This is a genomic window from Streptosporangium sp. NPDC006013 (assembly GCF_040614275.1).
GTDB lineage: Bacteria > Actinomycetota > Actinomycetes > Streptosporangiales > Streptosporangiaceae > Streptosporangium.
The window spans coordinates 1-22505 of record NZ_JBEXUE010000013.1; the positions used below are offsets into that span (position 1 = coordinate 1).

Annotated in this window: 24 protein-coding genes and 1 riboswitch; of the genes, 17 read left to right on the forward strand and 7 right to left on the reverse strand. The window is 70.6% G+C overall.

Annotated elements, in window-relative coordinates; all coding sequences use genetic code 11:
* Positions 1-673: DUF4240 domain-containing protein (locus tag ABZ260_RS03770; RefSeq protein WP_355612540.1), on the forward strand; the 673-nt coding region annotated here is incomplete at its 5' end.
* 5 nt (positions 674-678) lie between these two features.
* Here ABZ260_RS03770 and ABZ260_RS03775 read toward each other — a convergent pair.
* Positions 679-963 (reverse strand): antibiotic biosynthesis monooxygenase family protein, encoded by a 285-nt coding sequence (locus ABZ260_RS03775; RefSeq protein WP_355612543.1) that lies wholly within the window; start codon positions 961-963, stop codon positions 679-681.
* A 287-nt stretch (positions 964-1250) separates the two neighbouring features.
* On the opposite strand from ABZ260_RS03775, the gene ABZ260_RS03780 reads away from it, so the two are divergent.
* The 7 genes from ABZ260_RS03780 to ABZ260_RS03810 all read left to right on the forward strand — a co-directional run bounded on the left by ABZ260_RS03780 (position 1251) and on the right by ABZ260_RS03810 (position 6102).
* Positions 1251-2162, forward strand: coding sequence for a MerR family transcriptional regulator (locus ABZ260_RS03780; RefSeq protein ID WP_355612546.1), 912 nt, complete (start codon positions 1251-1253; stop codon positions 2160-2162).
* A 296-nt stretch (positions 2163-2458) separates the two neighbouring features.
* The gene (locus ABZ260_RS03785; RefSeq protein WP_355612549.1) at positions 2459-2944 is read left to right on the forward strand and encodes a hypothetical protein; all 486 of its coding nucleotides are present in this window, start codon (positions 2459-2461) and stop codon (positions 2942-2944) included.
* A gap of 88 nt (positions 2945-3032) precedes the next feature.
* Entirely contained in the window at positions 3033-3284 is a 252-nt protein-coding gene (locus tag ABZ260_RS03790) for an AbrB/MazE/SpoVT family DNA-binding domain-containing protein (RefSeq protein ID WP_355612552.1), read from the forward strand.
* Between the two features lie 3 nt (positions 3285-3287).
* A complete protein-coding gene (locus tag ABZ260_RS03795) occupies positions 3288-3698 on the forward strand; it encodes a type II toxin-antitoxin system VapC family toxin (protein ID WP_355612555.1) in 411 nt (136 codons plus the stop codon).
* 365 nt (positions 3699-4063) lie between these two features.
* Positions 4064-4999, forward strand: a complete 936-nt coding sequence (locus ABZ260_RS03800; protein ID WP_355612557.1) for a serine hydrolase — start codon at positions 4064-4066, stop codon at positions 4997-4999.
* 166 nt (positions 5000-5165) lie between these two features.
* Positions 5166-5507 (forward strand): helix-turn-helix domain-containing protein, encoded by a 342-nt coding sequence (locus tag ABZ260_RS03805; protein ID WP_355612560.1) that lies wholly within the window; start codon positions 5166-5168, stop codon positions 5505-5507.
* A gap of 82 nt (positions 5508-5589) precedes the next feature.
* Complete coding sequence (locus ABZ260_RS03810) at positions 5590-6102, forward strand: O-acetyl-ADP-ribose deacetylase (RefSeq protein ID WP_355612563.1); 513 nt, start codon at positions 5590-5592, stop codon at positions 6100-6102.
* 98 nt (positions 6103-6200) lie between these two features.
* On the opposite strand, the gene ABZ260_RS03815 is transcribed toward ABZ260_RS03810, so the two are convergent.
* Positions 6201-7211 carry a GNAT family N-acetyltransferase gene (locus ABZ260_RS03815; RefSeq protein ID WP_355612566.1) on the reverse strand — a complete coding sequence of 337 codons (1011 nt, stop codon included), beginning with the start codon at positions 7209-7211 and terminating at the stop codon, positions 6201-6203.
* Between the two features lie 59 nt (positions 7212-7270).
* Positions 7271-7490, forward strand: a riboswitch (cobalamin riboswitch).
* A gap of 100 nt (positions 7491-7590) precedes the next feature.
* Between ABZ260_RS03815 and metE the strand changes: the two genes are divergently transcribed.
* The 3 genes from metE (at position 7591) to ABZ260_RS03830 (ending at position 12081) form a co-directional block, all read left to right on the forward strand.
* A complete protein-coding gene (gene metE / locus ABZ260_RS03820) occupies positions 7591-9840 on the forward strand; it encodes a 5-methyltetrahydropteroyltriglutamate--homocysteine S-methyltransferase (protein WP_355612569.1) in 2250 nt (749 codons plus the stop codon).
* Positions 9841-10047: 207 nt separating this feature from the next.
* On the forward strand, positions 10048-11466 hold the full coding sequence (locus tag ABZ260_RS03825; RefSeq protein WP_355612571.1) for a hypothetical protein: 1419 nt from the start codon (positions 10048-10050) through the stop codon (positions 11464-11466).
* 168 nt (positions 11467-11634) lie between these two features.
* Entirely contained in the window at positions 11635-12081 is a 447-nt protein-coding gene (locus ABZ260_RS03830) for a hypothetical protein (RefSeq protein ID WP_355612574.1), read from the forward strand.
* Between the two features lie 4 nt (positions 12082-12085).
* On the opposite strand, the gene ABZ260_RS03835 is transcribed toward ABZ260_RS03830, so the two are convergent.
* Positions 12086-12538, reverse strand: a complete 453-nt coding sequence (locus tag ABZ260_RS03835) for a DUF4345 domain-containing protein (protein WP_355612576.1) — start codon at positions 12536-12538, stop codon at positions 12086-12088.
* Positions 12535-13353: an NAD(P)H-binding protein gene (locus ABZ260_RS03840; protein ID WP_355612579.1), complete on the reverse strand. Its 819-nt coding sequence runs from the start codon at positions 13351-13353 to the stop codon at positions 12535-12537. The genes ABZ260_RS03835 and ABZ260_RS03840 overlap by 4 nt, the downstream gene beginning before the upstream one ends.
* A gap of 140 nt (positions 13354-13493) precedes the next feature.
* Here ABZ260_RS03840 and ABZ260_RS03845 point away from each other — a divergent pair, with 140 nt between their 5' ends.
* Positions 13494-14492: an AraC family transcriptional regulator gene (locus ABZ260_RS03845; protein ID WP_355612582.1), complete on the forward strand. Its 999-nt coding sequence runs from the start codon at positions 13494-13496 to the stop codon at positions 14490-14492.
* 153 nt (positions 14493-14645) lie between these two features.
* Positions 14646-15368 (forward strand): neutral zinc metallopeptidase, encoded by a 723-nt coding sequence (locus ABZ260_RS03850; protein WP_355612585.1) that lies wholly within the window; start codon positions 14646-14648, stop codon positions 15366-15368.
* Positions 15369-15398: 30 nt separating this feature from the next.
* Here the strand turns inward: ABZ260_RS03850 and ABZ260_RS03855 are convergent, their stop codons facing one another.
* Together ABZ260_RS03855 and ABZ260_RS03860 are read right to left on the reverse strand one after the other, a co-directional pair.
* On the reverse strand, positions 15399-16460 hold the full coding sequence (locus ABZ260_RS03855; RefSeq protein WP_355612588.1) for a class I SAM-dependent methyltransferase: 1062 nt from the start codon (positions 16458-16460) through the stop codon (positions 15399-15401).
* Positions 16461-16666: 206 nt separating this feature from the next.
* A complete protein-coding gene (locus ABZ260_RS03860) occupies positions 16667-17560 on the reverse strand; it encodes a phosphatase PAP2 family protein (RefSeq protein ID WP_355612591.1) in 894 nt (297 codons plus the stop codon).
* Positions 17561-18037: 477 nt separating this feature from the next.
* Between ABZ260_RS03860 and ABZ260_RS03865 the strand changes: the two genes are divergently transcribed.
* Both ABZ260_RS03865 and ABZ260_RS03870 read left to right on the forward strand, forming a co-directional pair.
* Positions 18038-18730: a response regulator transcription factor gene (locus tag ABZ260_RS03865; protein ID WP_355612594.1), complete on the forward strand. Its 693-nt coding sequence runs from the start codon at positions 18038-18040 to the stop codon at positions 18728-18730.
* Entirely contained in the window at positions 18724-19920 is a 1197-nt protein-coding gene (locus ABZ260_RS03870; RefSeq protein WP_355612597.1) for a histidine kinase, read from the forward strand. The genes ABZ260_RS03865 and ABZ260_RS03870 overlap by 7 nt, the downstream gene beginning before the upstream one ends.
* Here the strand turns inward: ABZ260_RS03870 and ABZ260_RS03875 are convergent.
* Positions 19869-20570 carry a hypothetical protein gene (locus ABZ260_RS03875; RefSeq protein ID WP_355612600.1) on the reverse strand — a complete coding sequence of 234 codons (702 nt, stop codon included), beginning with the start codon at positions 20568-20570 and terminating at the stop codon, positions 19869-19871. The genes ABZ260_RS03870 and ABZ260_RS03875 overlap by 52 nt on opposite strands.
* 296 nt (positions 20571-20866) lie before the next feature.
* Here ABZ260_RS03875 and ABZ260_RS03880 point away from each other — a divergent pair, with 296 nt between their 5' ends.
* Both ABZ260_RS03880 and ABZ260_RS03885 read left to right on the forward strand, forming a co-directional pair.
* Positions 20867-21460, forward strand: a complete 594-nt coding sequence (locus ABZ260_RS03880; RefSeq protein WP_355612692.1) for an RNA polymerase sigma factor — start codon at positions 20867-20869, stop codon at positions 21458-21460.
* Positions 21453-22490, forward strand: a complete 1038-nt coding sequence (locus tag ABZ260_RS03885; protein WP_355612603.1) for a CU044_5270 family protein — start codon at positions 21453-21455, stop codon at positions 22488-22490. The genes ABZ260_RS03880 and ABZ260_RS03885 overlap by 8 nt, the downstream gene beginning before the upstream one ends.
* Positions 22491-22505 lie beyond the last annotated feature (15 nt).

The following is a 22505-nucleotide window of genomic DNA, read 5'->3' on the forward strand; positions in this document are numbered from 1 at the left end:
TCATAGCAGTTGGCAGAGAGGGGGTAGGAGAAGGCGTGGAACCTTCAGCACCAACCGATATTGGCTGGTCATCGCCCGGACGGGGCTGATTGTCAGTGCCTCCTGGTTGTGTGGGCGGAACAGATCGCAGGGTTGGTCACGGAGAGGGGCGACGAGCATGAAGGACGAGGAAGGTTTCTGGGGCCTGGTGGAGGCGGCCTGGGCACCGCTGGGCGTGGACGTCAATCAGGCGCGGCGGGAGCTGGCACAGCGGACGCCTGCCCCCGACGAGGACCTTTACGGCAAGCCGCCGTTTGCCGTGGTCGAAGCCGCTCTGAAGGAGTTCCTGGGCAACCTCGGCTCCATCAGCGAGGGATTGTCGGCGGACGAGCTGACGGACCTCGACCGGGTGGTCGAGGCCAAGCTCCATGACATCGACCGCGCGGACATCCACGCGGTCACCGACGGTTCCGATGACGGTTTCCTCTATGCGCGCGGCTTCATCGTCGCGCTGGGCCGCGACTTCTACGCCGCGGTGGCCGAGGATCCGAAGAAGGCGGTGCTGGATGCCGAGTGCGAGGAGATGTGTTACTTCTTCGCCCACCTGCACCACGAGCGCTATGGAACTTTCCCGGACACCGGATCGAAAATCTCACGCGAGACGTGTTCGAATCCGGCCGGCTGGCCTGGCTGACCCGCTCAGGCGGGGCCGACTCCGGAGATCTGGTGGCGGGCCACCTCGGCGTCGCGAATCATCACCGTCTGGTCGTCGCTCGGCCCGGAGCCTCGGAAGGCGTCGAGACTCTCCTCGGACTCCCAGCGCTCGTAGACGTTGATCCGATCGGCTTCGACGAGGTCGGCGCCGAGCGCGAAGTCGAGGCAGCCGGCCGAGGCACGCGCCTGCTCGACCATGCTGACGCAGCCCCGCAGATAGGCGTCACGAGCACCGGGATCAACCCTGATCCAACCCGAAATAATGATCACGCCGCCACCGTACGACTCGCCACCGACAGAATCACCACCGCACAAGATCAAGCCTTGTCCTCGGCCACCGGATCACTGATCCTGCCGAGTAGGGCCCTCTCGCCGGATGCCGGTCAGGAGCCGGGGCCGAACCGGATCGTGCACTGATTCCCGCCCGGTCAGGTCAACGCGGTGTCGTGACGAACCTCCTCGGAACCGCGACCTGGCTCGGTGACCGATGGCCATCGACCCGAGGAACCGCGTAATCGGTTTGACTCTCCAGTGGCTGGAGGGTTGATGCTGCTGTGGTGAACGACCGCGACCAGCTGCTCACCATCGGACAGCTCGCCGATCGTACGGGCCTGTCGGTGCGTACGATCCGCTTCTGGTCCGACATCGATGTCATCCCGCCGACGCGCCGGTCGGTGGGCGGCTTCCGCCTGTACGACATGGAGGCGGTGGCCCGGCTTGACCTGGTGCGAACGCTACGCGAACTGGGGCTGGACCTCGACACCGTCCAGAAGGTCCTTACCAGGCAGTGCACGGTGGCCGATGTCGCGCGGGCACATGTGCGGGCGCTGGACACCCAGATCCGTTCCCTCCAGCTGCGCCGGGCAGTGCTGCGGTCGATCGCCCAACAGGAAAGCACGACCGAGGAGATGATGCTCATGCACAAGTTGATCCGCCTGTCCGCTCAGGAACGGCAGCGAATGATCGACGACTTCGTCGACCGTACGTTCGACGGCATCGACCCGCAGGCGCCCGGGGCCCACATCGCGGCCTCGATGCGCCAGATCCCGGCAGAGCTGCCGGACGATCCCACCCCGGAACAGGTGGAGGCCTGGCTGGAACTCGCCGAACTCGTGGGTGACACCGGCTTCCAGGAACGCGTACGCCAGATGGCGGTGGCCGGCGCCACACCCGGCGACGAGTCCGGGCCGCAGCCGTACGACCCCACTCTGGTCCTCGAGCACGCCGGGAGAGCGGTGGCTGACGGCATCAGCCCCGAGTCGGCCGAGGGCAGGGCGATCCTGGATCGGATCGTGGATCCGGAGCTGCCCGCCGGAGACCGTACCCGGGTGGCCGACCAGGTGGAGACGTTCACCGACCGCCGGGTGGAGCGGTACTGGCAGCTCGTGGGCGTGCTCAACGACAGGCCGCCGTTTCCGCCCGGTGTCCCTGCCTTCGAATGGTTCATCGCCGCGCTGCGCGTGTCCTGACCCGACCCCGGCTTCAGCCGGGCCGCCCCAGGGGGGAGGGCTCCGTCCCACCCCCCGAGCGGTCGGCGCCGTGGCCACGTGGCCACGAGCATCCCGGCTCCGAGGTCCGGTCCCGGGCCGGTTCGCCTTCGTAGTCGGCCGGCACTATTCCTCCAGGAGATGCCGGGTGGCTTCAGTGCGGTGCTCGGCGAGCTGGTCGACAGTGTCCCTGGGGGGCTCACAGCGCCCTGGCCTTCTTTCGGTCCGCAGCGGACAATCCACACGAGAGGATCTTTCTACATCGTGGAGGATGGAGCATGACCGCGATCAAATATGGCCTGCCGGCCATCGGCGCACTCGTCATGCTGGCTGCAGGATGCTCGGCGAGCGGTCCGGCGCCCAGAGCCGAAGGCGCCCGGCCGCCGGCGGGCGCGTGCGTTTCCACCGTCACCCGGGACGCGCTGCCCACCTGGGCGAGGAGCGGGTTCAGCGATGACGGCTCAGGCGTGGCCCACGTGTTCGGCGAGCACGGCGACATCATCGCCGTGCTGTTCAGCCATCCGCTGGTGGCCTCCCCCGATCCTGAGGTCACGAACAAGATTCTCTGGGTCTCGCGGCTGCCGCAGCAGCCGATGCGGCCGCTGACCATCAAGGCGACGCTGGACGGGACGACGACGTCGGTGGTCCGCGAGATCGACGGAGGCCCCGGGCCTTCGTCGGTCAACCTGCCCAAGGCTGGGTGCTGGCGTCTGACGTTGAACTGGTCCGGACACAGCGACGCCATCACGCTCAGGTTCACCTGACCGGCGAGGGGTGGTAACTTTTCGAAATCACCCACACACCCAAGGTAACGCCGTTCAGCCTTTACTTGTGATGGCTACAGTAAAGGTTATGGAGCACGGCAAGAGAACACGCGCCAGGCGTACGGGGCCGGCGCGCATCTCCAGCAAGAACCAGGTGACCCTGCCCGCGGCGGTGCTGCGCAAGCTCGGCCTGCACGCGGGGGATCCGGTTGACATCGCAGAAGAGGGTGGCCAGATCATCATCCGGCGACACCGCAGCCGTCTCGACGGAGTGATCGGCACCATCCCCGGCTTCACCGAGGCCGTGGACGTCGAGACGAGTCGCGAGAGCTGGAGCTGACCGGTGCCAACAGTGATGCTCGACACCAACGTCATCGCCGGCCTGCTCAATCCTGACGACGCGCTGCACGGCCACGCCGGTGACGCGGTCCGCCGCTGGGAGGGCAAGGCGGCCTCGTTCGCCGTCTCCGTGATCACCTGGAGCGAACTGCGGGTCGGTGCGGTCCGCAAGGGGGCCGCGGCCGAGAAGATGCTTGAGGCGTTCCGTGCCGCCGTCATCGACCGGATCGTCGAGGTGGACGAGGCGACGGCCGAGAGCGCGGCCCTGCTCAGAGCCGCGGACCTGACAATCCGGGTACCGGACGCCCTCATCATCGCGACCGCCCGTACGGTGGGGGCCGACGCACTGCTCACCGCGGACCGGAAATTCCCCGGCATCGCCCCGGAGCTCGTCGAACTACTACGGCCGAGTTGAACCGTGGCGCGGAATCGCGCGATGTCGGCCTCGCCCATCCGAGATCCTCTTTCATCGGTGGACAACGGCGTACCCGCGACACGTCCCGGCCTGGTCGTGTCTCGTCAGCCTGCCTCCAGGGCACCGAGCAGGAGGGCGATAACCGGTCGCCGCCGCCCCCGGCCACCTCTCCGGCAAAGAAGGTCCCCACCCCTTCCGTAGTCGACCACTTCTCAGTGAGGCACCCGGCAGGTCATCGCCTCACCGGTCGGCGATCGACGCTCATCATCGGGCAGTGACCGCGGCCACTACCCGTCAGCCTCAAAACTCGATATTCCGAAATTTCGAATTTATGGTTAAATCGAGGAATGCAACCCATCCTCAGCATGCTCCTGACCACAGCGCTGGTGGCCCCGATGACCGGTGCCGGCGCCGACCCCGCCGAACTCAAGGACGTTGAGGCCGTACTCGCCTACATCCAGGCCCACCCCGACGACGTCGCGCTGGTGACCCAGGGCATCAGCCACAACGCCGATCGCCTCACCCCTGTGGCGTCGACCACCAAGATCATCCATCTCGCCGCCTACGCCGACGCCGTCCGCAAGGGAAGGGTCAAGCCGGGCGAACGCGTCTCCGTGGCCCTGTGGAACGCCTACCACCTGCCCGGCACCGATGGTGGTGCCCACGAAGCGGCACTCGAACGGCTCAAGCCCGGTGCGAGCGTCACGCTCGACCAGGTCGTCTCCGCCATGATCGAGGAGAGTGACAACGCCGCCGCCGACCTGCTGCGTGACCGCCTCGGCCCCGGCGCGCTGCGCAAGATCGCGCAGACCGGCGTCGGTACCATCAACGGCGAGATACTACGCGCCTTCGGCGGCTGCACGCTGCCCGCCGACGTCTGTCTGAAGAACTACGTCAAGGCCGGTACGCAGGTGCGGCCCACGCTCCCCGGCTTTGCCCAGCAGGCCACCTGGGCCGAAACCGTGACCCGCGTCGAACCTGGCGTTCTGCGCGAGGTGCTCGCCGGACTCAGGAAGGACAAGACGGCGAGCAAGCACCTGGAGTGGCCGATGCGCCAGCCCGGCGCCGACCCCAGCACGCTCCTCATCGGCACCAAGGGTGGCGCGCTGCCCGGCGTCATCAGCGAGGCCATGTACATCGTCCGGCCAGGTGAGAAGCCCCGCGAGATCGTCCTCGCCCTGCGGCGACTGCCTGAGGCGACCTGGTTCTCCGGGATGCGCAGCTATGCTCATCAGCAGTTCATTGTGCGGATGGCGACCGATCCCGTCTTCTTCGCGAAAGTCCGCACAGCATTGAAGTGAGGCAACCCTGACCAGTGTCGACGACCGGCTCCAGGACCTCGAGGCACGGGTCGCCGCCCTCGAGGCCGCGCTCACCGTCCCCAAGCCACCGGCGGTCGGCGACGACACCGGCCTGATCACCTACGGCGGCCAGGCCAGACTCGGCGGTTACCAGTGGCTGTGGGAGGTGACCCGCAGCCCCGGCTGGTTGCTTCAGCAGCCGACCGGGCCGTTGGCCGCGGTGCTGGCCGCCGCCGGGCATCCGGCGCGCTTCGAGATCCTGCAGTTGCTGGTCGTCGGGCCCAAGCCGGTCGCCGACCTGCAGGCCGAGCTGGCCCTCGCCTCCCCCGGCCAGCTGTACCACCACCTCAAGACGCTGGCCTCGGCCGGGCTGGTCGAGCAGCCCGAGCGGGGAGTCTACCGGGTACCGTCACACGCGATCTTCCCCGTGCTGGCCCTGGCCGCCGCCGCGATCGACGTGGCCGAGCGCTCCGGCGCTCCGGCGGAACCTCGCGCTCTTCCTGGCTGAGGTTCAGCGGGTGCGCGAGGACCCGCGTCAAGCCGGTGGAATCGGTGCCGGAAATCGAGGTTCCACTGGCAGACTCGGCTTCGTGCAGATCACGCTGGTCCAAGGGGACATCACCGCGCAGCGGGTCGACGCCGTCGTCAACGCCGCCAACTCCTCGCTGCTGGGAGGCGGCGGGGTCGACGGGGCCATCCACCGGCGTGGCGGCCCCGCGATCCTGGCCGCCTGCCGCGAGCTGCGCGCCTCGCACTACGGCAAGGGGCTGCCGACCGGCCAGGCCGTGGCCACCGTCGCGGGCGACCTGCCGGCCCGCTGGGTCATCCACACCGTCGGCCCCGTCTTCTCTCCCACCGAGGACCGCTCGCACCTGCTGGCCTCCTGCTACCGCGAATCCCTCCGGGTCGCCGACGAGCTGGGCGCGACCAGCGTCGCCTTCCCCGCGATATCCACCGGGATCTACCGCTGGCCCATCGACGACGCCGCCCGCATCGCGCTCGGCACCGTACGCAGCGCACCGACACAGGTCACGGACCTGCGGTTCGTACTGTTCACCCCGGACGCCTACGGCATCTTCGAAAGGACACTCGGCACCGGGTGAGGGGTGGCGAACCACTGACACAAAGGCTGCCGCGTCTGCCTCTCCAACACACCGGCCGCCTGAGCTCGCCGGCGAAGCCTCCCAGCCCTAACGAATCCTCAGGTGCCGTGAGGGCCCCGGGGCCCGGCGTCGAGCACGCGGACCATGAGCCGTTCGTGGACGCCGGGGTCGTTGGTGTGCGGCTCGGACTCGCCGGTGGCCTCGAAGCCCAGGCGCCGGTACAGCCGGGCCGCCCCGTCGTTGCCGTCCACGACCCACAGCTCGACCCTCCGATGCCCGTGCTCGGCGGCCCACGCGACGACTTCCTCGACGAGCAGGGCACCGACCCCGGCGCCTCGCACGGCCGGATCGACCCACATGCCGTACACCTCGACCGCCCCACCCCGGTCTTCGGGCACCCAGCCGCCGGCGACCCCGGCCACCCGGCCCTCAACGACCGCGACCGCCTTCACCCCGCGCTCCGGCAGCATCCCGGCACGCCACCGTGCCTCGTCGTACGCCTGTTCCCGCCCGAGTGAGGAGGAGAAGGCCTCCGGTGCGTCCGCCAGTGCCGCGAGCCGGACATCACGGAACGTCCTCCAGTCCTCGGCCGTCAGGCGGCGGACCTCGGCCGGACCCATCTGGAATCCATCTCGGTGCCCGGTCAGGGCCAGCTCGCCGACGACCTGATCGCCGCTCTTCTCGCCGGTCGGGCGAAAGCCGAGCCGGAGGTAGAAGCGCTCGGGCCCTTGCTCTCCCTGAGCCCAGGTAACCGTCGCGCGGGTCTGCCCACGTCTGCGGACCTCCGCGCACACGGACTCCACCGCGAAGCGGCCATATCCCCGCCCCTGCTGATCGGCGGCGATGTTCAGCCGCCAGATTCCACAGCGGGGCGTGTCATCCGGATCGTCCGGGTTGAAACGGACCATGAAGAAGCCCATGACGAAGCCCACCAGCTGCTCGCCGTCGAAGATCAGTCGAGGCCAGGCGATCTCAGGCTGCGCGTACGCCTCGGCGAGTGACCACGCGACCGGGTCCACGAACTCCTCCTGGTCGGGTCGCACCTTCAGCCGGCACGCGGCCTCGACGTTGTCCGCGGTGACCTTCTCCAGGCGAAGCGACGAAGACATGCTGACAACCTACAGATCGTCTCCGAGAACTCAACGGGATAAATGCCGCCCGCCCGGTTAGACTCCTGGGCGCGGATGGTTCATCCAGGTCCCTGGGATCTGGATGTCGTAAGAGGGAACCCGGTGGGAATCCGGGACTGCCCCGCAGCGGTGAGTGGGAACGACCGCCGTCACCACGCACTGGGCCTTTGGGCCTGGGAAGCGACGGCCAGTAGGACATGCCTGTCCCAGGTGTGGCGCCCGCGAGTCCGAAGACCTGCCTCCGCCCGTGCGCCGTTCGGCGCGCGGTGGTCCGCGGCCTCGTGGGAGGGCCAGGGACGCGCGCCGCGCGCTCCTTCCCTCCTGCCCGGCCGCCCGTGGCTCAGCGAGGGAAGCTGCCATGCAAACGACGATCCTCGGATACCCCCGTATCGGGACACACCGGGAACTGAAGTTCGCCACCGAGGACTACTGGGCCGGGCGCTCCGACGCCACCGCCCTGGCGAAGACGGCCGAGGTCCTGCGCCAGGAGGTCTGGACGGGCCTGCGCGACGCGGGCCTCGACACGATCCCGTCGAACACGTTCTCCCTCTACGACCAGGTACTCGACACCAGCGTCATGGTCGACGCGGTGCCCGGCCGTTACCGGCACCTGACCGGCCTGGACCGGTACTTCGCCATGGCCCGCGGCGTCCAGGACGTCCCGGCGCTGGAGATGACCAAGTGGTTCGACACCAACTATCACTACATTGTGCCCGAGGTGGGGCCGGACACCCGGTTCCGGCTGGCCGACGGGGCACGGTCCAAGCCGCTGGTCGAATACGCGGAGGCCAGGGCCCTGGGGGTGGAGACCCGCCCGGTGCTGGTCGGTCCCCTCACCTATCTGCTGCTCGCCAAGGCCTCGCCCGGCGCGCCCGCCGGATTCCGGCCTCTCGGCCTGCTCGACGAGCTCGTCGAGGTCTACGCCGACCTGCTGGAACGGCTCGCCGGGGCGGGCGCGCGGTGGGTACAGCTCGACGAGCCCGCCCTGGTCGCCGACCGGAACGCCGAGGAGATCGCCGCGCTCGCCCGCGTCTACGAACGTCTCGGCGAGCTGCCCAACAGGCCCCGGATCCTGGTGGCGACCTACTTCGGTACGGTCGACGCGGACGCGCTGCGCATGCTGGCCGCAACCCGTGTCGAGGCGGTTGGTCTGGACTTCGTCGCCGGGCCGGGCAATCTCGGCGTGCTCGCCTCCGTCGGCGGACTACCCCGCAAGACCGTCGTCGCCGGGGTGGTGGACGGCCGCAACGTGTGGCGTACCGACGTTCAGCGGGCGAAGGCGACCTGCGCGGTCCTGCTCGGCCTGGCCGACCAGGTCGAGGTGAGCACCTCCTGCTCGCTGCTGCACGTCCCGCTCGACCTGGACGCCGAGACCGCGCTGGACCCGGCCGTCCGGGGTCGTCTGGCCTTCGCCCGGCAGAAGGTCGCCGAAGTCGTCGCCCTCGGCCGGGCCTCGCGTTCCGGTGCCCCCGGCCCGCTCCCCGCCACCGAGGTCGAGACCGCCACGGTCGACCACCGGGTCCGGGCCCGTCTCGACATGCTCGGCGACGGCGTCCGCCGTGGCGACCGGGCCGCGAGGTTCGCCGCCCAACGGGCCGCGCTGCGCCTGCCGGACCTGGCGACCACCACGATCGGCTCGTTCCCGCAGACCCCCGAGATCCGCAAGGCCCGCGCCGCCCACAAGGCCGGGCAGCTCACCCACGCGGCCTACCAGCAGGCCATGAGGGAGGAGGTCGAGCGGGTGATCGCCCTGCAGGAGGAACTCGGCCTGGACGTCCTCGTCCATGGCGAGCCCGAACGCAACGACATGGTGCAGTACTTCGCCGAACGGCTCGACGGGTACGCCGCCACCGATCACGGCTGGGTCCAGTCCTACGGGTCGCGCTGCGTCCGTCCGCCGATCCTGCACAGCGATGTCTTCCGGCCGGAGCCGATGACGATCGGCTGGGCCACCTACGCGCAGTCCCTCACCGACAGGCCCGTCAAGGGCATGCTCACCGGCCCGGTCACCATGCTCGCCTGGTCGTTCGTCCGCGACGACCAGCCCCTGGCCGACACCGCCCGCCAGGTCGCCCTCGCCCTCCGCGACGAGATCCACGATCTGGAGGCCGCAGGAATCCGCATCATCCAGGTCGACGAACCCGCCCTGCGCGAGCTCCTGCCGCTCCGCGGGGACGAGCACGCCGCCTATCTGGCCTGGGCCGTCGGCGCGTTCCGGCTGGCCACCTGCGGAGTCGCCGACTCCACCCAGATCCACACCCACATGTGCTACTCCGAGTTCGGGGAGATCATCGGTGCGATCGGCGACCTCGACGCCGACGTCACCAGCGTCGAGGCCGCCCGCTCCGACATGGAACTCGTCGCCGACCTGCGCGACGCCGGCTACCAGAGCGGCATCGGCCCCGGCGTCTACGACATCCACTCGCCCCGCGTCCCGTCCTCCGAGGAGATCGAGCAGAACCTGCGGCGCGCCCTTCAGGCCGTCGACCCGACCCGCCTGTGGGTCAACCCCGACTGCGGCCTGAAGACCCGCGGCTACCCCGAGACCAGTGCCTCCCTGCGCAACATGGTCACCGCCGCCAGGGCTCTCCGCGTGCCACAGGACTGACACCGGGTCGCTCGCCCCGTCGCCCGTGCCCGGCGGTGGGGCGAGCCTCCGGGATCGGAAACCGGCCGGCAGCGCGGCCTTCGGCTCCGGCGCCATCGCCCTGAACTACCGCCCGGCCGCCTGGCAACCGCCGAAGCCGCCACCAGACAACCCTTCTCTGGACGCAAACGATCAAAAGGTGGCAGTGTTTGGGCAAAGGGGGGCGATGTGCGGGTTGAGGACTTGTCCGAGGCGGAGCGCCGGGTGTGGGAGGCGTTTCCACTTGGGGAGGAGGTCGACTTCACCACCGGGAAGCCGGAGGAGGACGACCCGGCGGCAGGGGCGGCCTGGGACGAGGGGCGGACGGTCCGGGCCAGGGTGATCGCCGTCCTGCTGATGAGCGAGGAGCCGCCCCGGTCGCACCGGATCCCGGCGCTCCGGATCAAGGGGGCCCGGATCACCGAGTGGGTGAACCTGGCCTACTCCACCCTCCGCCACTCCGCCCGGTTCCTGTCCTGCTTCTTCGCGGAGAAACCCAGCCTGCACTGGGCGCGCTGCCCGCAGCTGAGCTTCAACGGCTCCCACCTGCCGGGCCTGTACGCCTCCAACGCGCAGGTCGACGGGCATCTGCTGCTGGAGGGATGCGTGTTCACCGGCCCGGTGGAACTGCGCGGAGCCCAGCTCGCCGGAAGCCTCACGCTGAGCCACGCGCGGAGCCTGGAGATCGACTGCGACCGGCTCCAGGCGGGGCGGGGCATCGCCGCGATCGGGCTCGGCGCCACGGACCAGGTCAGCTTCTCCAACGTCAAGGTGAGCGGCACCGTGATTCTGGATCATGCCCGTCTGGCGGCCTCCGGCCGGAGCGCGCTGAACATGGACGGGCTGATCGCCGACGGGAGCGTCTTCTGCCGGTGGATGACGGTCACCGGGATGGTCAGCCTGCGCAACGCCCGGGTGACCGGGCCGTTCGGCTTCACCGGGACCACGATCGACCATCCCGGTCAGATGGTCTTCCGGGGTTCCAGGATCACCGCCGAGGGCGGGCTGTACCTGGGCGCCGGGTTCACCGCGACGGGCACCGTACGGCTGGCCAACTCGCGGATCGACCGGGAGCTCAGCCTGAGCGGCGCCCGCCTGACCTGTCCCGGCGGTGACGCGCTCCAGGCCGCGGAGCTGCAGGTCGAGGGGAGCTTCGACGCGGACGAGCTCAGCGCCGAGGGGCGGGTGGATCTCTCCCAGGCGCGCGTCTCGGGGTCGCTGGACCTGGTCGGCGCGAGCCTGGCCGCGCCCGGCGGGGTCGTGCTCGATGCCGACGGGGTGAGCGTCGGCGGCGGGCTGTCGTGCACCAAGGGGTTCCGGGCCGACGGCGCGGTCCGTCTCGCCGACGCGCGCATCGGGACGTTCGCCGACTTCAGCGGTGCCCGGCTGAGCAACCCGGGTGGCCAGGCGCTCGATCTCGCCGGGGCGAGCGTCGGCGCCGGCCTGGAGTGCGGGCGCGGCTTCCTCGCGGAAGGCGAGCTCACCCTGATCGGGGCCCGGATCGACCGGTATCTGAACCTGCACGACGCGACCCTGTCCGCACCGGGCGGCAACGCCCTGAACGCCCGGCAACTACAGACCCGCGAGCTGGACCTGCGCCCTGCATAGCCGCCCGAGGGCGAGGTCGACCTGCGGCACGCCCAGATCGGGGTCATCCGCGACGACCCCGCGACCTGGTCGCCGCGTCGCCAGGACGGTCTCGGCTACGAGGCCCTGGAACCGAGGCTGCCCGCCGCCCGGCGCCTGGCCTGGCTGCGGGACGACCCCGACGGATACGTGCCGCAGCCGTACGAGCAGCTCGCCGCCACCTACCGGCGGCTGGGTCAGGACGTCGACGCCCGTACCGTGCTGCTGGTCAAGCAGCGACGGCAGCGCGCCGCGCTGCCGCGGTACGCGCGGGCCTGGGGGTGGCTGCAGGACGTCACGGTCGGGTACGGCTACCGTCCGGTCCGTGCCGCCCTGTGGTTTCTGACCCTGCTCGTCACCGGTGCCGTCGTGTTCGCCGTGCACAACCCGCCCCGCGCCGAACCCGGCAAGGGTCCCGTTTTCAACGCGCTGTTCTACACGCTGGATCTGCTGCTCCCGGTGATCGACTTCGGGCAGGAGAAGGCGTACCAGCCCGTCGGCGCCGGCCAGTGGGTCGCCTACGGGCTGGTGATCGCGGGCTGGGTGCTGGTCACCACCATCGCCACCGGCATCACCCGCACCCTGTCCCGCCACTGACCGCTCAGGCCGAGGTCTCTCGTCCGCCATGGTGGCGATACCGCACGAGGACGAAGACACAGGCCAGCCCGATGATTATCTCCAGCGCGGCCGCGAGCACCAGCCCGCTCGCCGGTATCCCGTCCAGCGCGATGCTCAGCAGGCGGGACAGACCGTAAGCGAGGTAGGTCGCGGCACCGACGACCGTGGCGGTGAAGGCCAGCCGTGCGACGAACGCGCCGAGCACGACCAGCACACCGGCCGCCAGCAGTGCGCCGCCCGCGGCCCGGGTCTCGCTGAGCAGGCCGGCGTCGCTCCCGAGTTCGATGCCGTTGGTGCCGTGGAAGGCCGCGGGCGCGAACAGTGTCGCCGCGCCGATCCCGATCGCCACCACACCGGACACGAACAGGACGAGTCTCAGCGGTCTCGCGTTCCGCATCTTCACCGCTCCCTCCGGCAGGTACGGCGGGCTCGTCATCTCCACACCCCGGAGGCGGCGGCCGTACGGCAGAAGTCGGTGAAGTCGCGGGGCTCGCGGCCGAGCGCCTCGCGCACGCCGTGGGCCGGCGAGGCGTTGCGTCCGTCGAACACCTCTTTGCACAGGTCCGTGAGCAGGTCGGCATAGCCGAGCCCGACGCTCTGCTCCAGGGCGGCGTGAAACACCTCCGGGGAGACGGCGACGTACTCGACCTGCCGGTCCGCGGCCTTCGCGATCTCGGCCGCGGCCTCGTGGAAGGTCAGCAGGCGTGGCCCGGTGAGCTCGTAGAGCCGGCCGGAGTGACGGTCGTCGGTGAGGGCGGCGACCGCGACGTCGGCGATGTCGTCGACGTCGACGAACGGTTCCGCGACCTCGCCGGCCGGCAGCGCGATCACACCGCCGAGCACCGAATCCCGTAGGTGGCCCTCGCTGAAGTTCTGCGAGAACCAGCTCGTCCGGATGAGCGTGTGGCTCAGGCCGGACTCGCTGACGATCCGCTCGCAGCGCTGCGCGTTGGGCTCGCCCCGGCCGGAGAGCAGCACCAGCCGCTGGACGCCCGCGTCGGCCGCGCACGCGGTCAGCTCCTCGATCGCGGCCGGGGCGCCGGGCGCCGCGAGGTCGGGGAAGTAGGAGATGTAGACGGATTCGGCGCCGCGCAGCGCCTGGGGCCAGGTGTCGGGCCGTTCCCAGTCGAAGGGCGGGTCGAGGTGGCGCGAGCCGCCCCTGACCGGGTGGCCGCGCTCGGCGAGCCGTTGCACGATTCGCCGGCCGGTCTTGCCTGTCGAGCCGATGACGAGGGTATGGGGTCGCCGCATGCTCTGGATGCTCCTTTGGTTGCTGGTGAGTCCAGTCTTGTGCGGCACTTCTGGACTAACAATAGAAAAAAATCCGCCCTTCTTTGCTGTTCGTCCAGCCTTGTGGACGGTTGGTCGAGAGCGGTGACACCATGACGGCTATGCCGAGTGCCCCTCGCCCGTTTCCGGCTCCCGCCGACCTGCTGGGTGAGACCCTGCACCTGCTCCGGCTGACCGGCACCCTCTACTGTCGTGCCGAACTCACCGCGCCGTGGGGGGTCGACGTACCGGCGCTCGACGGGTCGATGACGTTGCTGGTCGTCACCGCGGGCCGCTGCCTGCTGGAGGTCGACGGAACCGAGCCGCGCCTGCTCCGGCAGGGCAGCCTCACCCTGATCCCGCACGGCACCCCGCACCGGCTGCGGAGCGGTCCCGACGCCGACACCGAACCGCTCTTCGACATACCGGTCGAGCAGGTCAGCGAGTGTTACGAGATCATGCGCCACGGTGGCGGCGGGGATTGCACGCACGCCACCTACGGTGTCGTGCGCTTCGACCATGTGGCGGCCCAGCGCCTCGTCTCGCAGCTTCCCGAGGTGCTGCACATCGACGCCTGGGACGACGACGCCAACTGGCTCAACAGCACGCTCCAGTTCATCTCCCGCGAGGCTCTCGCCCTGCGACCGGGCGGGGAGACCGTCATCACCCGGCTCGCCGACATCCTCGTCATCCAGGCGATCCGTTCCTGGCTCGACTCGGCGCCCGAGGCGAATCAGGGCTGGCTGGCCGCCCTGCGCGACGAGCAGGTGGGGCGGGCGCTCGCGTTGATCCACCGCGCGCCCGAACGGCAGTGGAGCGTCGCCTCGCTCGCGCAGGAGGTCGGCATGTCGCGCTCGGCCTTCTCGGCGCGCTTCACCGACCTGGCCGGCGAGCCCGCCATGCGCTATCTCGCCCACTGGCGCATGCAGTTGGCCCGCATGCACCTTCGGCAGACATCGGAGCCGCTCTCGGTGGTCGCCCGCCGCTTCGGCTACCGGTCCGAGGCGGCGTTCTGCCGCGCGTTCAAACGGGCCTTCGGCGTAACGCCGGGGAACGCCCGCCAGGCGGCGGAGGACGTGAGCCCTGCGGCGCGAGGATGGGACGGCGCCTCAACACGCTGATCCGCCGATCGCCACCCGGACGACGGGCCGGCGCGAGTCGCGTGCGCGTGCGCGGCAAAGGCGCCGGGAGTTCTAAGCTGTCCGATCATGCGCTTCCTCCCGCCCCGCGCCGGTTTCCGGCGACCTCTCCGACGTTGGGTCCCGCTGGTCGCCGTGTGTCTTGCCGTCCTGCCCGCCGGAGTCGCGCAGGCCTCCGCCCCCAAGCCCTCGTTGCTGAAGTCCGGCAGGCTGGCGGCCACCTCGTGCCCGGAGCCGCCGCTCGTCGACAGAGGCGTTCCGCAGCCGGGCGAGTACCTCACCGCGGTCATGAAATGTCTGAACACCTCGTGGTCCGCCCACTTCGCTCGGGCCGGGCTGCGGTTCCGCACGCCCACGGTCCGCCTCTACTCCGAGCCCGCGCGGCGCGTCTGCGGAATACCCTGGCCCCAGGACGCGGACGCCTTCTACTGCACGAAACGAGCCACGCTGGTGTTCCTGCTCACCGGCGCCTGGATCGAGGACCGCACCGATCTGTACCCCTTCAAGGTGGCGGCCCACGAGTACGGCCACCACCTGCAGAGCCTCACCGGCGTCTGGGACCGCTACGAGAGGCGCGCCCACGCCGACCTCCCCCGCCAGGCCGAACTCCGCCGCCGCTACGAACTCCAGGCCGACTGCCTGTCGGGGGTGTTCCTGGGCAGCGTACGGGACTCCCTGCCACGTACCGAGCAGGACTGGAAGGTGCTGTCCGAGACGCTCCGCGCCAGCGGTGACGAGGGTGAGCGCCACACCCACGGCAGCGGCGCCAACCGGGTCCGCTGGTTCGAACGCGGCTACCGTGCGGTCTCCCCCGCCGCCTGCGACACCTGGACCGCCGCCCCATCCCGGGTGTCCTGACCCGCGGGGGTCGGCGCAGACCGACGGCCGCTACGGTTTCAGTTCCAGGACCAGGTTGAACGGGGTGGCGGTCGCCTGGCGGGGCCGGGTGAAACCCGCCTGCCGGGCCACCTCGAAGAGTCGTTCCCGCCCGGCCTGCGCGCCCAGGGCCTCGGTGCCGCCCTGGGCGAGCGCGTTGGGTACGCAGATGGTGGCCGAGGCGTTGAAGAAGAGCCGGCCCACCGGGTTGAGGTCGTCCGGCAGCCGCCCGTGCGCGAACGGCTCGACCAGCAACACGGTGCCGTCGGGTGCCAGGGTGGAGTGCACGTGCCGTAGCGCGGCAACGGGGTCGCCCATATCGTGCAGGCAGTCGAACAGGCAGACCAGGTCGTAGCCGGCCCCCGGGTAGTCGTCGGCGTAGGCCGTCTCGAAACTCACCCGGTCCGTGACCCCGGCCTGCAGTGCCAGCTCGCGGGCCCGCACGATCGAGGGCACGTGCGCGTCGAAGCCGGTGAAGCGCGAGTTCGGGTACGCCTCCGCCAGCACGATGGTCGAGGCGCCGTGCCCGCAGCCGACGTCGGCCACCAGGGCCCCGGCGGTCAGTTTCCCCTCGACGCCCGAGAGTGCGGGAATCCAGCTGTCTCGCAGATGGGCGGCGTATCCGGGGCGGAAGAACCGCTCGGTGCCGTTGAACAGCGCCCGGTCGTGGTCGGGCCAGGCCAGGTTCCTGGCACCTCGGTAGGCCTCCGCGATCCCGGCCTCGTCGCGGTAGACGGAGGAGATCAGTTCGGCGAGCCCGGTCATGAACACCGGGCTGGTCTCGTCGGCGAACACCGTCGCCTGCTCGTCGGTCAGCGTGTAGGCGCCGTCCTGGTAGCGGACGTATCCGGCACATGCCTGGGCCGCGAGCCATTCGGCGACGAGCCGCTCGTTGGTGCCGGTGCGCCAGGCCAGGTCACCGGGGCTGAGCGGGCCCGCCCCCACCATCGCCTTCCACAGGCCCAGCCGGTCTCCGAGCACGACCGTCGCCGCTCCGAAGGCACCCCCCAGGTCGAGCACGACCTGGTCCACGAGCCTCTGCAGCCCGGCCTCGTCCATCGGAGCCTTCCCCATCGGTCCGTGTGATCGCCCGCGGGACTCAGGGCGAACTCCGTACGGGCTCTTCGAGTCCGCCCACCACGCGGGAGAGGTCGGCGAATCCCCGCGCGACCACCGTTCCCATCGTAGTTCCGGCCTTTCGCGCCTCCCGGAAACGGATGTTCAACGTCGCGCAACGGCTCCTTCGGCCTCGGATCAAAACGTCCGGGATCAAAACGGGATCAAAAGCGTCCGCTGTGCTGGCCGTTGTCCGATGTCTGCGGGAGATCGGCCCGGAAAGGACGGAAGTAATGTGGCTCAGCGGGCAGATCCCCCGCCGGCCGCCCGTGCTGGAGGGACGGGCCGGCTCGGTGCCTGCCCGCGGGGGCGGCCGGACGGTGACCGTACCGGCCCTCGGGGTCGGAATCGTTCCGGCCCAGGCGCTCGATCAGCGGCGACACCAGCCGCAGCGCCGGCGGCGTGAGTGCGAGCAGCACCGCCACCACCACGCCTGCGGCGAGGATCACACCGGCGAGCACGTCGTGCGGGTAGTGGACCCCCACCATCACCCGGAGCAGCGCCGCCACCGCGGCCAGCGGCAGCGTCACCGCGGCGAGGCGGGGACGGAGCAGGGCCAGGCCGACCGCGAGTCCGGCGGCCAGGGTGGCGTGGTTGCTGGGAAACGACCAGTCCCCCACCTCCGGGCACTCCGCGATCGCCGCCGCGGCTCCCGGTACCACCCGGCAGGGGCGTTCCTCGATCACCATCAGCTTCACCGTCTCGCTGATCGCATAGGCGGCGACGGTGCCCACGCCGATCATGACGGTTCCGGCGACACCGCGTACGTCCCCTCGGCGCAGGGCGATCCACCACACCAGGACGAGGATCAGCCCGAGGAGCACGAGGGTGCCTTCGGTGGCTATCTCCATCGCCGTGCTCGCCCACGAGGGCGCGTTCGCCACCGCCTCGGTCACCGATCGGTACCCGGAGGCCGAGGCGCCTTCCACGACCTTCGCCGGACCGGCCCCGCCCGTGCCCTCCGGCGAAAGCCAGGCAACGGCTCCGGCACCCACGCCCAGCGACAGGGTCGAGCCCAGCAGCCGGTTGCGGAGATTGTTCCCAGCGTCAGTCTTCATAGCGGTTGATCATAAGAAGGACCGTGGGATAACACCTAAATGAACAGTGATCAAACCTGAGATGAACCTCATTTCGGCCGGTACCACCGCCGTCACCTCACCGGATCGGCGATCACCGCGAACAGCGGCACCGGCTCCTCGGCCTCGGCCGGGCTCGGCGACTCACCGAGCGGCGGACCCCCTGGGCGGTGCCGGCAACCGGCAGTGCTCGCTCGGGGATACTTCCAAGCGGACTCCACCCGGGACGCGGCCTGCCGCTGACACCCGCACAACGCTTCCGCACGGCTCCGTCGTGTTCGAGCCGGCGTGACACGTCCGGTGAATCCCGTCCGCCAGGCCGGCTCGAATGCCCATCCCGCGCACGCGCCGTCCGCTACGCGGCGGAGCCCGGGTCCGCCACACGGCGGACGACCGGTCACCCGCGCCTCGTACGGGGAAGGTGGCCGACGCGCGGCCGACCTCGATAGCCTGCTGTGCATGCCTGGTAGGACAAACGATCTCGCGCGGATCAGGCTGGTCATCGCGGACGACCAGGCCATGATCCGCACCGGACTGCGGTTCGTCGCGGAGACCGCCGCGGACATCGAGGTCGTCGGGGAGGCCGCCGACGGGCTCCAGGCCCTCTCCGTGACCCGGCACCTGCGACCGGACGTGCTGCTGATGGACATCGCGATGCCCCGGCTGGACGGTCTGGGCGCCGCCAGGCGACTGCTCGCGGACCCGCATCCGCCCAGGATCGTCATGCTGACCACCTTCGGCACCGACGAGAACCTGCACGCCTCGCTCCGTACCGGAGTGAACGGTTTCCTGCTCAAGACCTCGCCCCCCGAGCAGCTCATCGAGGCGGTACGGGTGGTGGCGGCCGGCGACGCGCTCATCGACCCGGCGGCCACCACGCGGGTGATCGCATCGTTCGCCGCACGCCACGAGCCGGTCGCGCCGCCCGAGCTGGCCACCCTCACCCCACGTGAGCTGGAGGTACTGCGCCTGCTCGCCCGAGGGCTGTCCAACCTCGAAATCGCGCGGGAGTTCCAGATAGGCGACGCGACCATCAGGACCCACGTCGCCCGGATGCTGCACAAGCTCGGCCTGCGCAACCGGATCCAGGCCGTCGTGTTCGCCTACGAGGCCGGGGTCGTGCGCCCCGGGCAGCAGGGCCTGCCGTGCTGAGGAGACTGCTCGGCGACTGGCGGCCGACCCGGCTGGATCTCCTTCTCTCCCTCGCCGTGGGGATCACCGGCCTCGTCGAGTCCTTCGGCCGCCAGGGCTCCCAGCCCGGCCAGATCAGCGATCCGGTGCCGATGGCGGTGGGGGTGGTCGTCACCGGGACGCTGCTGCTGCTCCGGCGCAGGTTCCCCACGACCCTGCTCCTCGCGCTGATCTCGATCGGCCTGGCCGTGCGGGTGGTGGCGGGCGAGGACTACTACGCCGCTTGGCACTTCTACTCGACACTCATCCTGGTCCACACCGTGGCCAGCGCCGCGGAGCTGCGGAGCCGCCGCGGGCTCGCGGGGCTGGCGTGCGTGCTGGCGGCGTACGCCGGCCTGCAGATGCAGGTGTTCCAGAGCAACGACATCGCCGAAGTCATGATCACCGCCGTCTTCATGGGCGTGGCGTACGGGAGCGGCATCCTGCTGCGCCGCCAGATCGACCGGACGTTGCGGCTGGCGGAACGCGCCATCCGCCTGGAGATGGAGCGCGAGGAGCGGGCCCGGCTGGCGGTGGCGGAGGAAAGGACCCGGATCGCCAGGGAGCTCCACGACATCGTCTCGCACAACGTGAGCGTGATGACCCTGCACACCGGCGGGGTGCGGATGCGGCTCGGCGAGGACCACAAGCTGGAGCGCGACATGCTGCTCGGGGTCGAGCGGGCCGGCCGCGAGGCGGTCGAGGAGCTCCAGCTCATGCTGGGCGTGCTCCGCGGCACCGGCGACCCGGACCCCGGCGCCTCCCAGCCGGGCCTGGAGCGGCTGGACGAGCTGGTCACGCAGGTCAGGGAGGCCGGGTTGGACGTCCGCCTCCGGATCACCGGCGAGCCGCGCCCCCTGCCGCCGGGACTCGCGCTCTCCGCCTACCGGGTGATCCAGGAGGCTCTGACGAACGTGCTGAAGCACTCCCCCGCCGCCGGTGCCGACGTCGTCATCGCCCACAGCCTGACCGGGCTGGATGTGGAGATCACCAACGACGGCACCGGGGACGGGCGCGGCTCGGACGGGCAGCGCCCGGGTGGGCACGGTCTGGTCGGGATGCGCGAGCGGACCGCGATGCACGGTGGCGAACTGTCCACCGGTCCCGTCCCCGGCGGCGGTTACCGGGTGGTCGCCCGGTTCCCGCTGGACGCCTCGGCGGCGACCGGCTGAGCCGCCTCCCGCCCGGCCCACTCCGCGTCGCTCATCCGCAGCATCCGCAGCCCGATCACCCCGGAACCGGCCAGGTAGAGCAGGCCGCCCACGACCGTACCGATCGGGAAGATCAGGGTTCCGAAGACGCCCGCGATGATCGCGAAGGGTGCCCACCACGGCCCGTGGCCGGCGTAGGCCAGGGCCAGTCCGAGCAGGAACAGGCCGAGCAGCCCGAGGAAGCCAGGGATCTGGAACCCGAAGGTGGCTCCGGGATCGGCGAAAGCCTGCTCGGCGAGCATCTCGCCCTGGGCGGGTGGCAGGGCGCGTTCGAGCCGGGAGTAGAAGAAGTCCCCGAGCATCAGTCCGGAGAAGTTCACCACGCCGAGCAGCGCGAGACCGCCGGCGAGGTGGCCGAAGACGACTCCCCGGTGCCGGATCAGGTGGATCATCCCGATGATTCCCGGGATCATCAGCACCCAGCTCCAGTGCAGGAGCGAGGCGCTGACCGAGACCTGCTCCGGATACCTGCCGTAGACGCCGGTGGTGTCACCGCCCTGCCGCAGGGCCGGGTCGACGATGGCGCCCGCGATGTAGAGGAGTGGCGCGACGATGAGACACACCCCCGCCGCCCATCTGCGGAAACCGAGTGGATTGGAGAGCGATGGCATGAGATCTTCCCTTGCGTTCCGGCCCGCACCCGGACGGGCGGGGATGAGGCCGGGAACGCTAGGCGGCGACGCGGCGCGCGTCGTCCTCCTCATGGCCTATCGTCGCTCCGCCATCCGGCGGACCCCGTACCCCGCCGATCGCGACACGAGCCCGGCGCCCCACGCGCGGGGCTCACCGCGCCGGGCGCGATGCGCGGATCCGGACCGTGAAAGCGAATCGGCGGATCGGGCGATAGAGAGGGACCGCCGTTCGCGTTCGAAGGATTGCACATGACGGGAAGACCATCGTGACCGCGATGTCCTGGGCCGCCCATCCGGCGGAGGACGCCCAGGTCGTCCGGCGCTCCCTCGACGAGTCCGAGCGGTTCAGCGCGATCTTCGACACCTACTTCGGCGAGATCCACCGCTACGTCGCCCAGCGGCTCGGCGCCGACGCCGCGGAGGACATCGTCGCGGAGACGTTCCTCACCGCGTTCCGCAAGCGGGCGCAGTACGACCCGTCGCGGGCCGGCGTGCGGGCCTGGCTGTACGGCATCGCCACCAACCTCATCGGCAGGCACCGCCGCGTCGAGGTGCGAACGTTGCGCGCACTCGGGCGCCACGGCCCCGACCCGGACACCCCCGGGCACGAGGAGCACGTCGCCGTGCGGGTCAGCGCGGAAAGCCTGCGGCCGAGTCTCGCGGCGGCCCTGGCCGGGCTCCACCAGCGAGATCGCGACGTCCTGCTCCTCGTCGCCCTGGCCGGGCTGAGCCACGAGGAGATCGCCACCGCCCTGGGCATCCCGTACGGGACGGTCGGCTCGCGGCTGAACCGGGCCAGGAAGAAGCTGCGCGCCACGCTGGGCGAGACCAACCCGATGCTGGAGTCCGAGGAGGCCGATCGTGGATGAGCTGAAGACGGTCCGCGAGCTGTACGGCGAGCCGCGGCTCGATCCGCTCCTCAAGGCCAGGGTGCGCGGGTTGCTGACCGGCGAGCCCAGGAGGCGACGGTGGCGGCTGTCATGGACCGCGGTCGTGGCCGGCCTCGCGGCCGCCGCCGTGGCGGTGGCGATCGTGGTTCCCGGCATGACCGGAGAGGCGGAGGCGCCGAACCGGGTCGCGACGATCTCCGGGCGGTCGGTCCTGCTCGCGGCGGCGACCACCGCCGAGTCGGACCCCGCGTCGGCGAACGCCTACTGGCGCGTCAGGAAACTGCACCGGCAGACGTACCCGGAGCAGCTGGGCAGGGGGGCGAACCGTTACTGGGTGGTGGAGTCACGGCTCACCGAGCAGTGGGTCGCCAGGGACGGCCGGGTCTGGTCCGCCTCCCGGGCGCTGGGGGCGCGCCCGGGGAGCGCGGCCGACGAGGAGGCCTGGCGTCGCGACGGCTCCCCCACCGAGTGGTCGAGCCAGGGGGAGGTGCTCTCCACCTCGCCGGAGAAGGGCGAGCTCAGGGCCATCACCGGCAGGGTGCCCTTCAGCATGGCCGGTCATGAGATGACCTTCGAGCAGCTCCAGAGGCTCCCGGTCACCCCCGCCGCGTTGCGGGACTGGGTCACCGAGGCGGTGAGCGACGTTCCGGCCGGCACCATCGACGGTGTCGTCGCGGACGCGCTGAGCGGCCTGCTGTGGAGCAAGCCGTCGCCGCCGGACGTGCGCGCGGCCGCCTACCGTGCGCTGGCCGAGCTGCCGAACATCCGGTATCTGGGCAGCGCCACGGACGAGCGGGGCCGGGCGGGAGCCGGGTTCTCCTTCATCGTTCAGCCTCCCGGGGCGCGGAACGGCGCGGCCGTGCAGCGGACACTGATCATCGATCCGGACAGCTCCCAGGTGCTCTCCTCCACGGTCGCCGGCCGGCCGGGGGTCAGGGGTGAGCAGGTCGAGCTGGTCCTGGAGGCGGGCTGGACCGATGAGCGGCCCGCCGTTCCCGAACTTCCCTAGCCCGCCCGGGTTGCC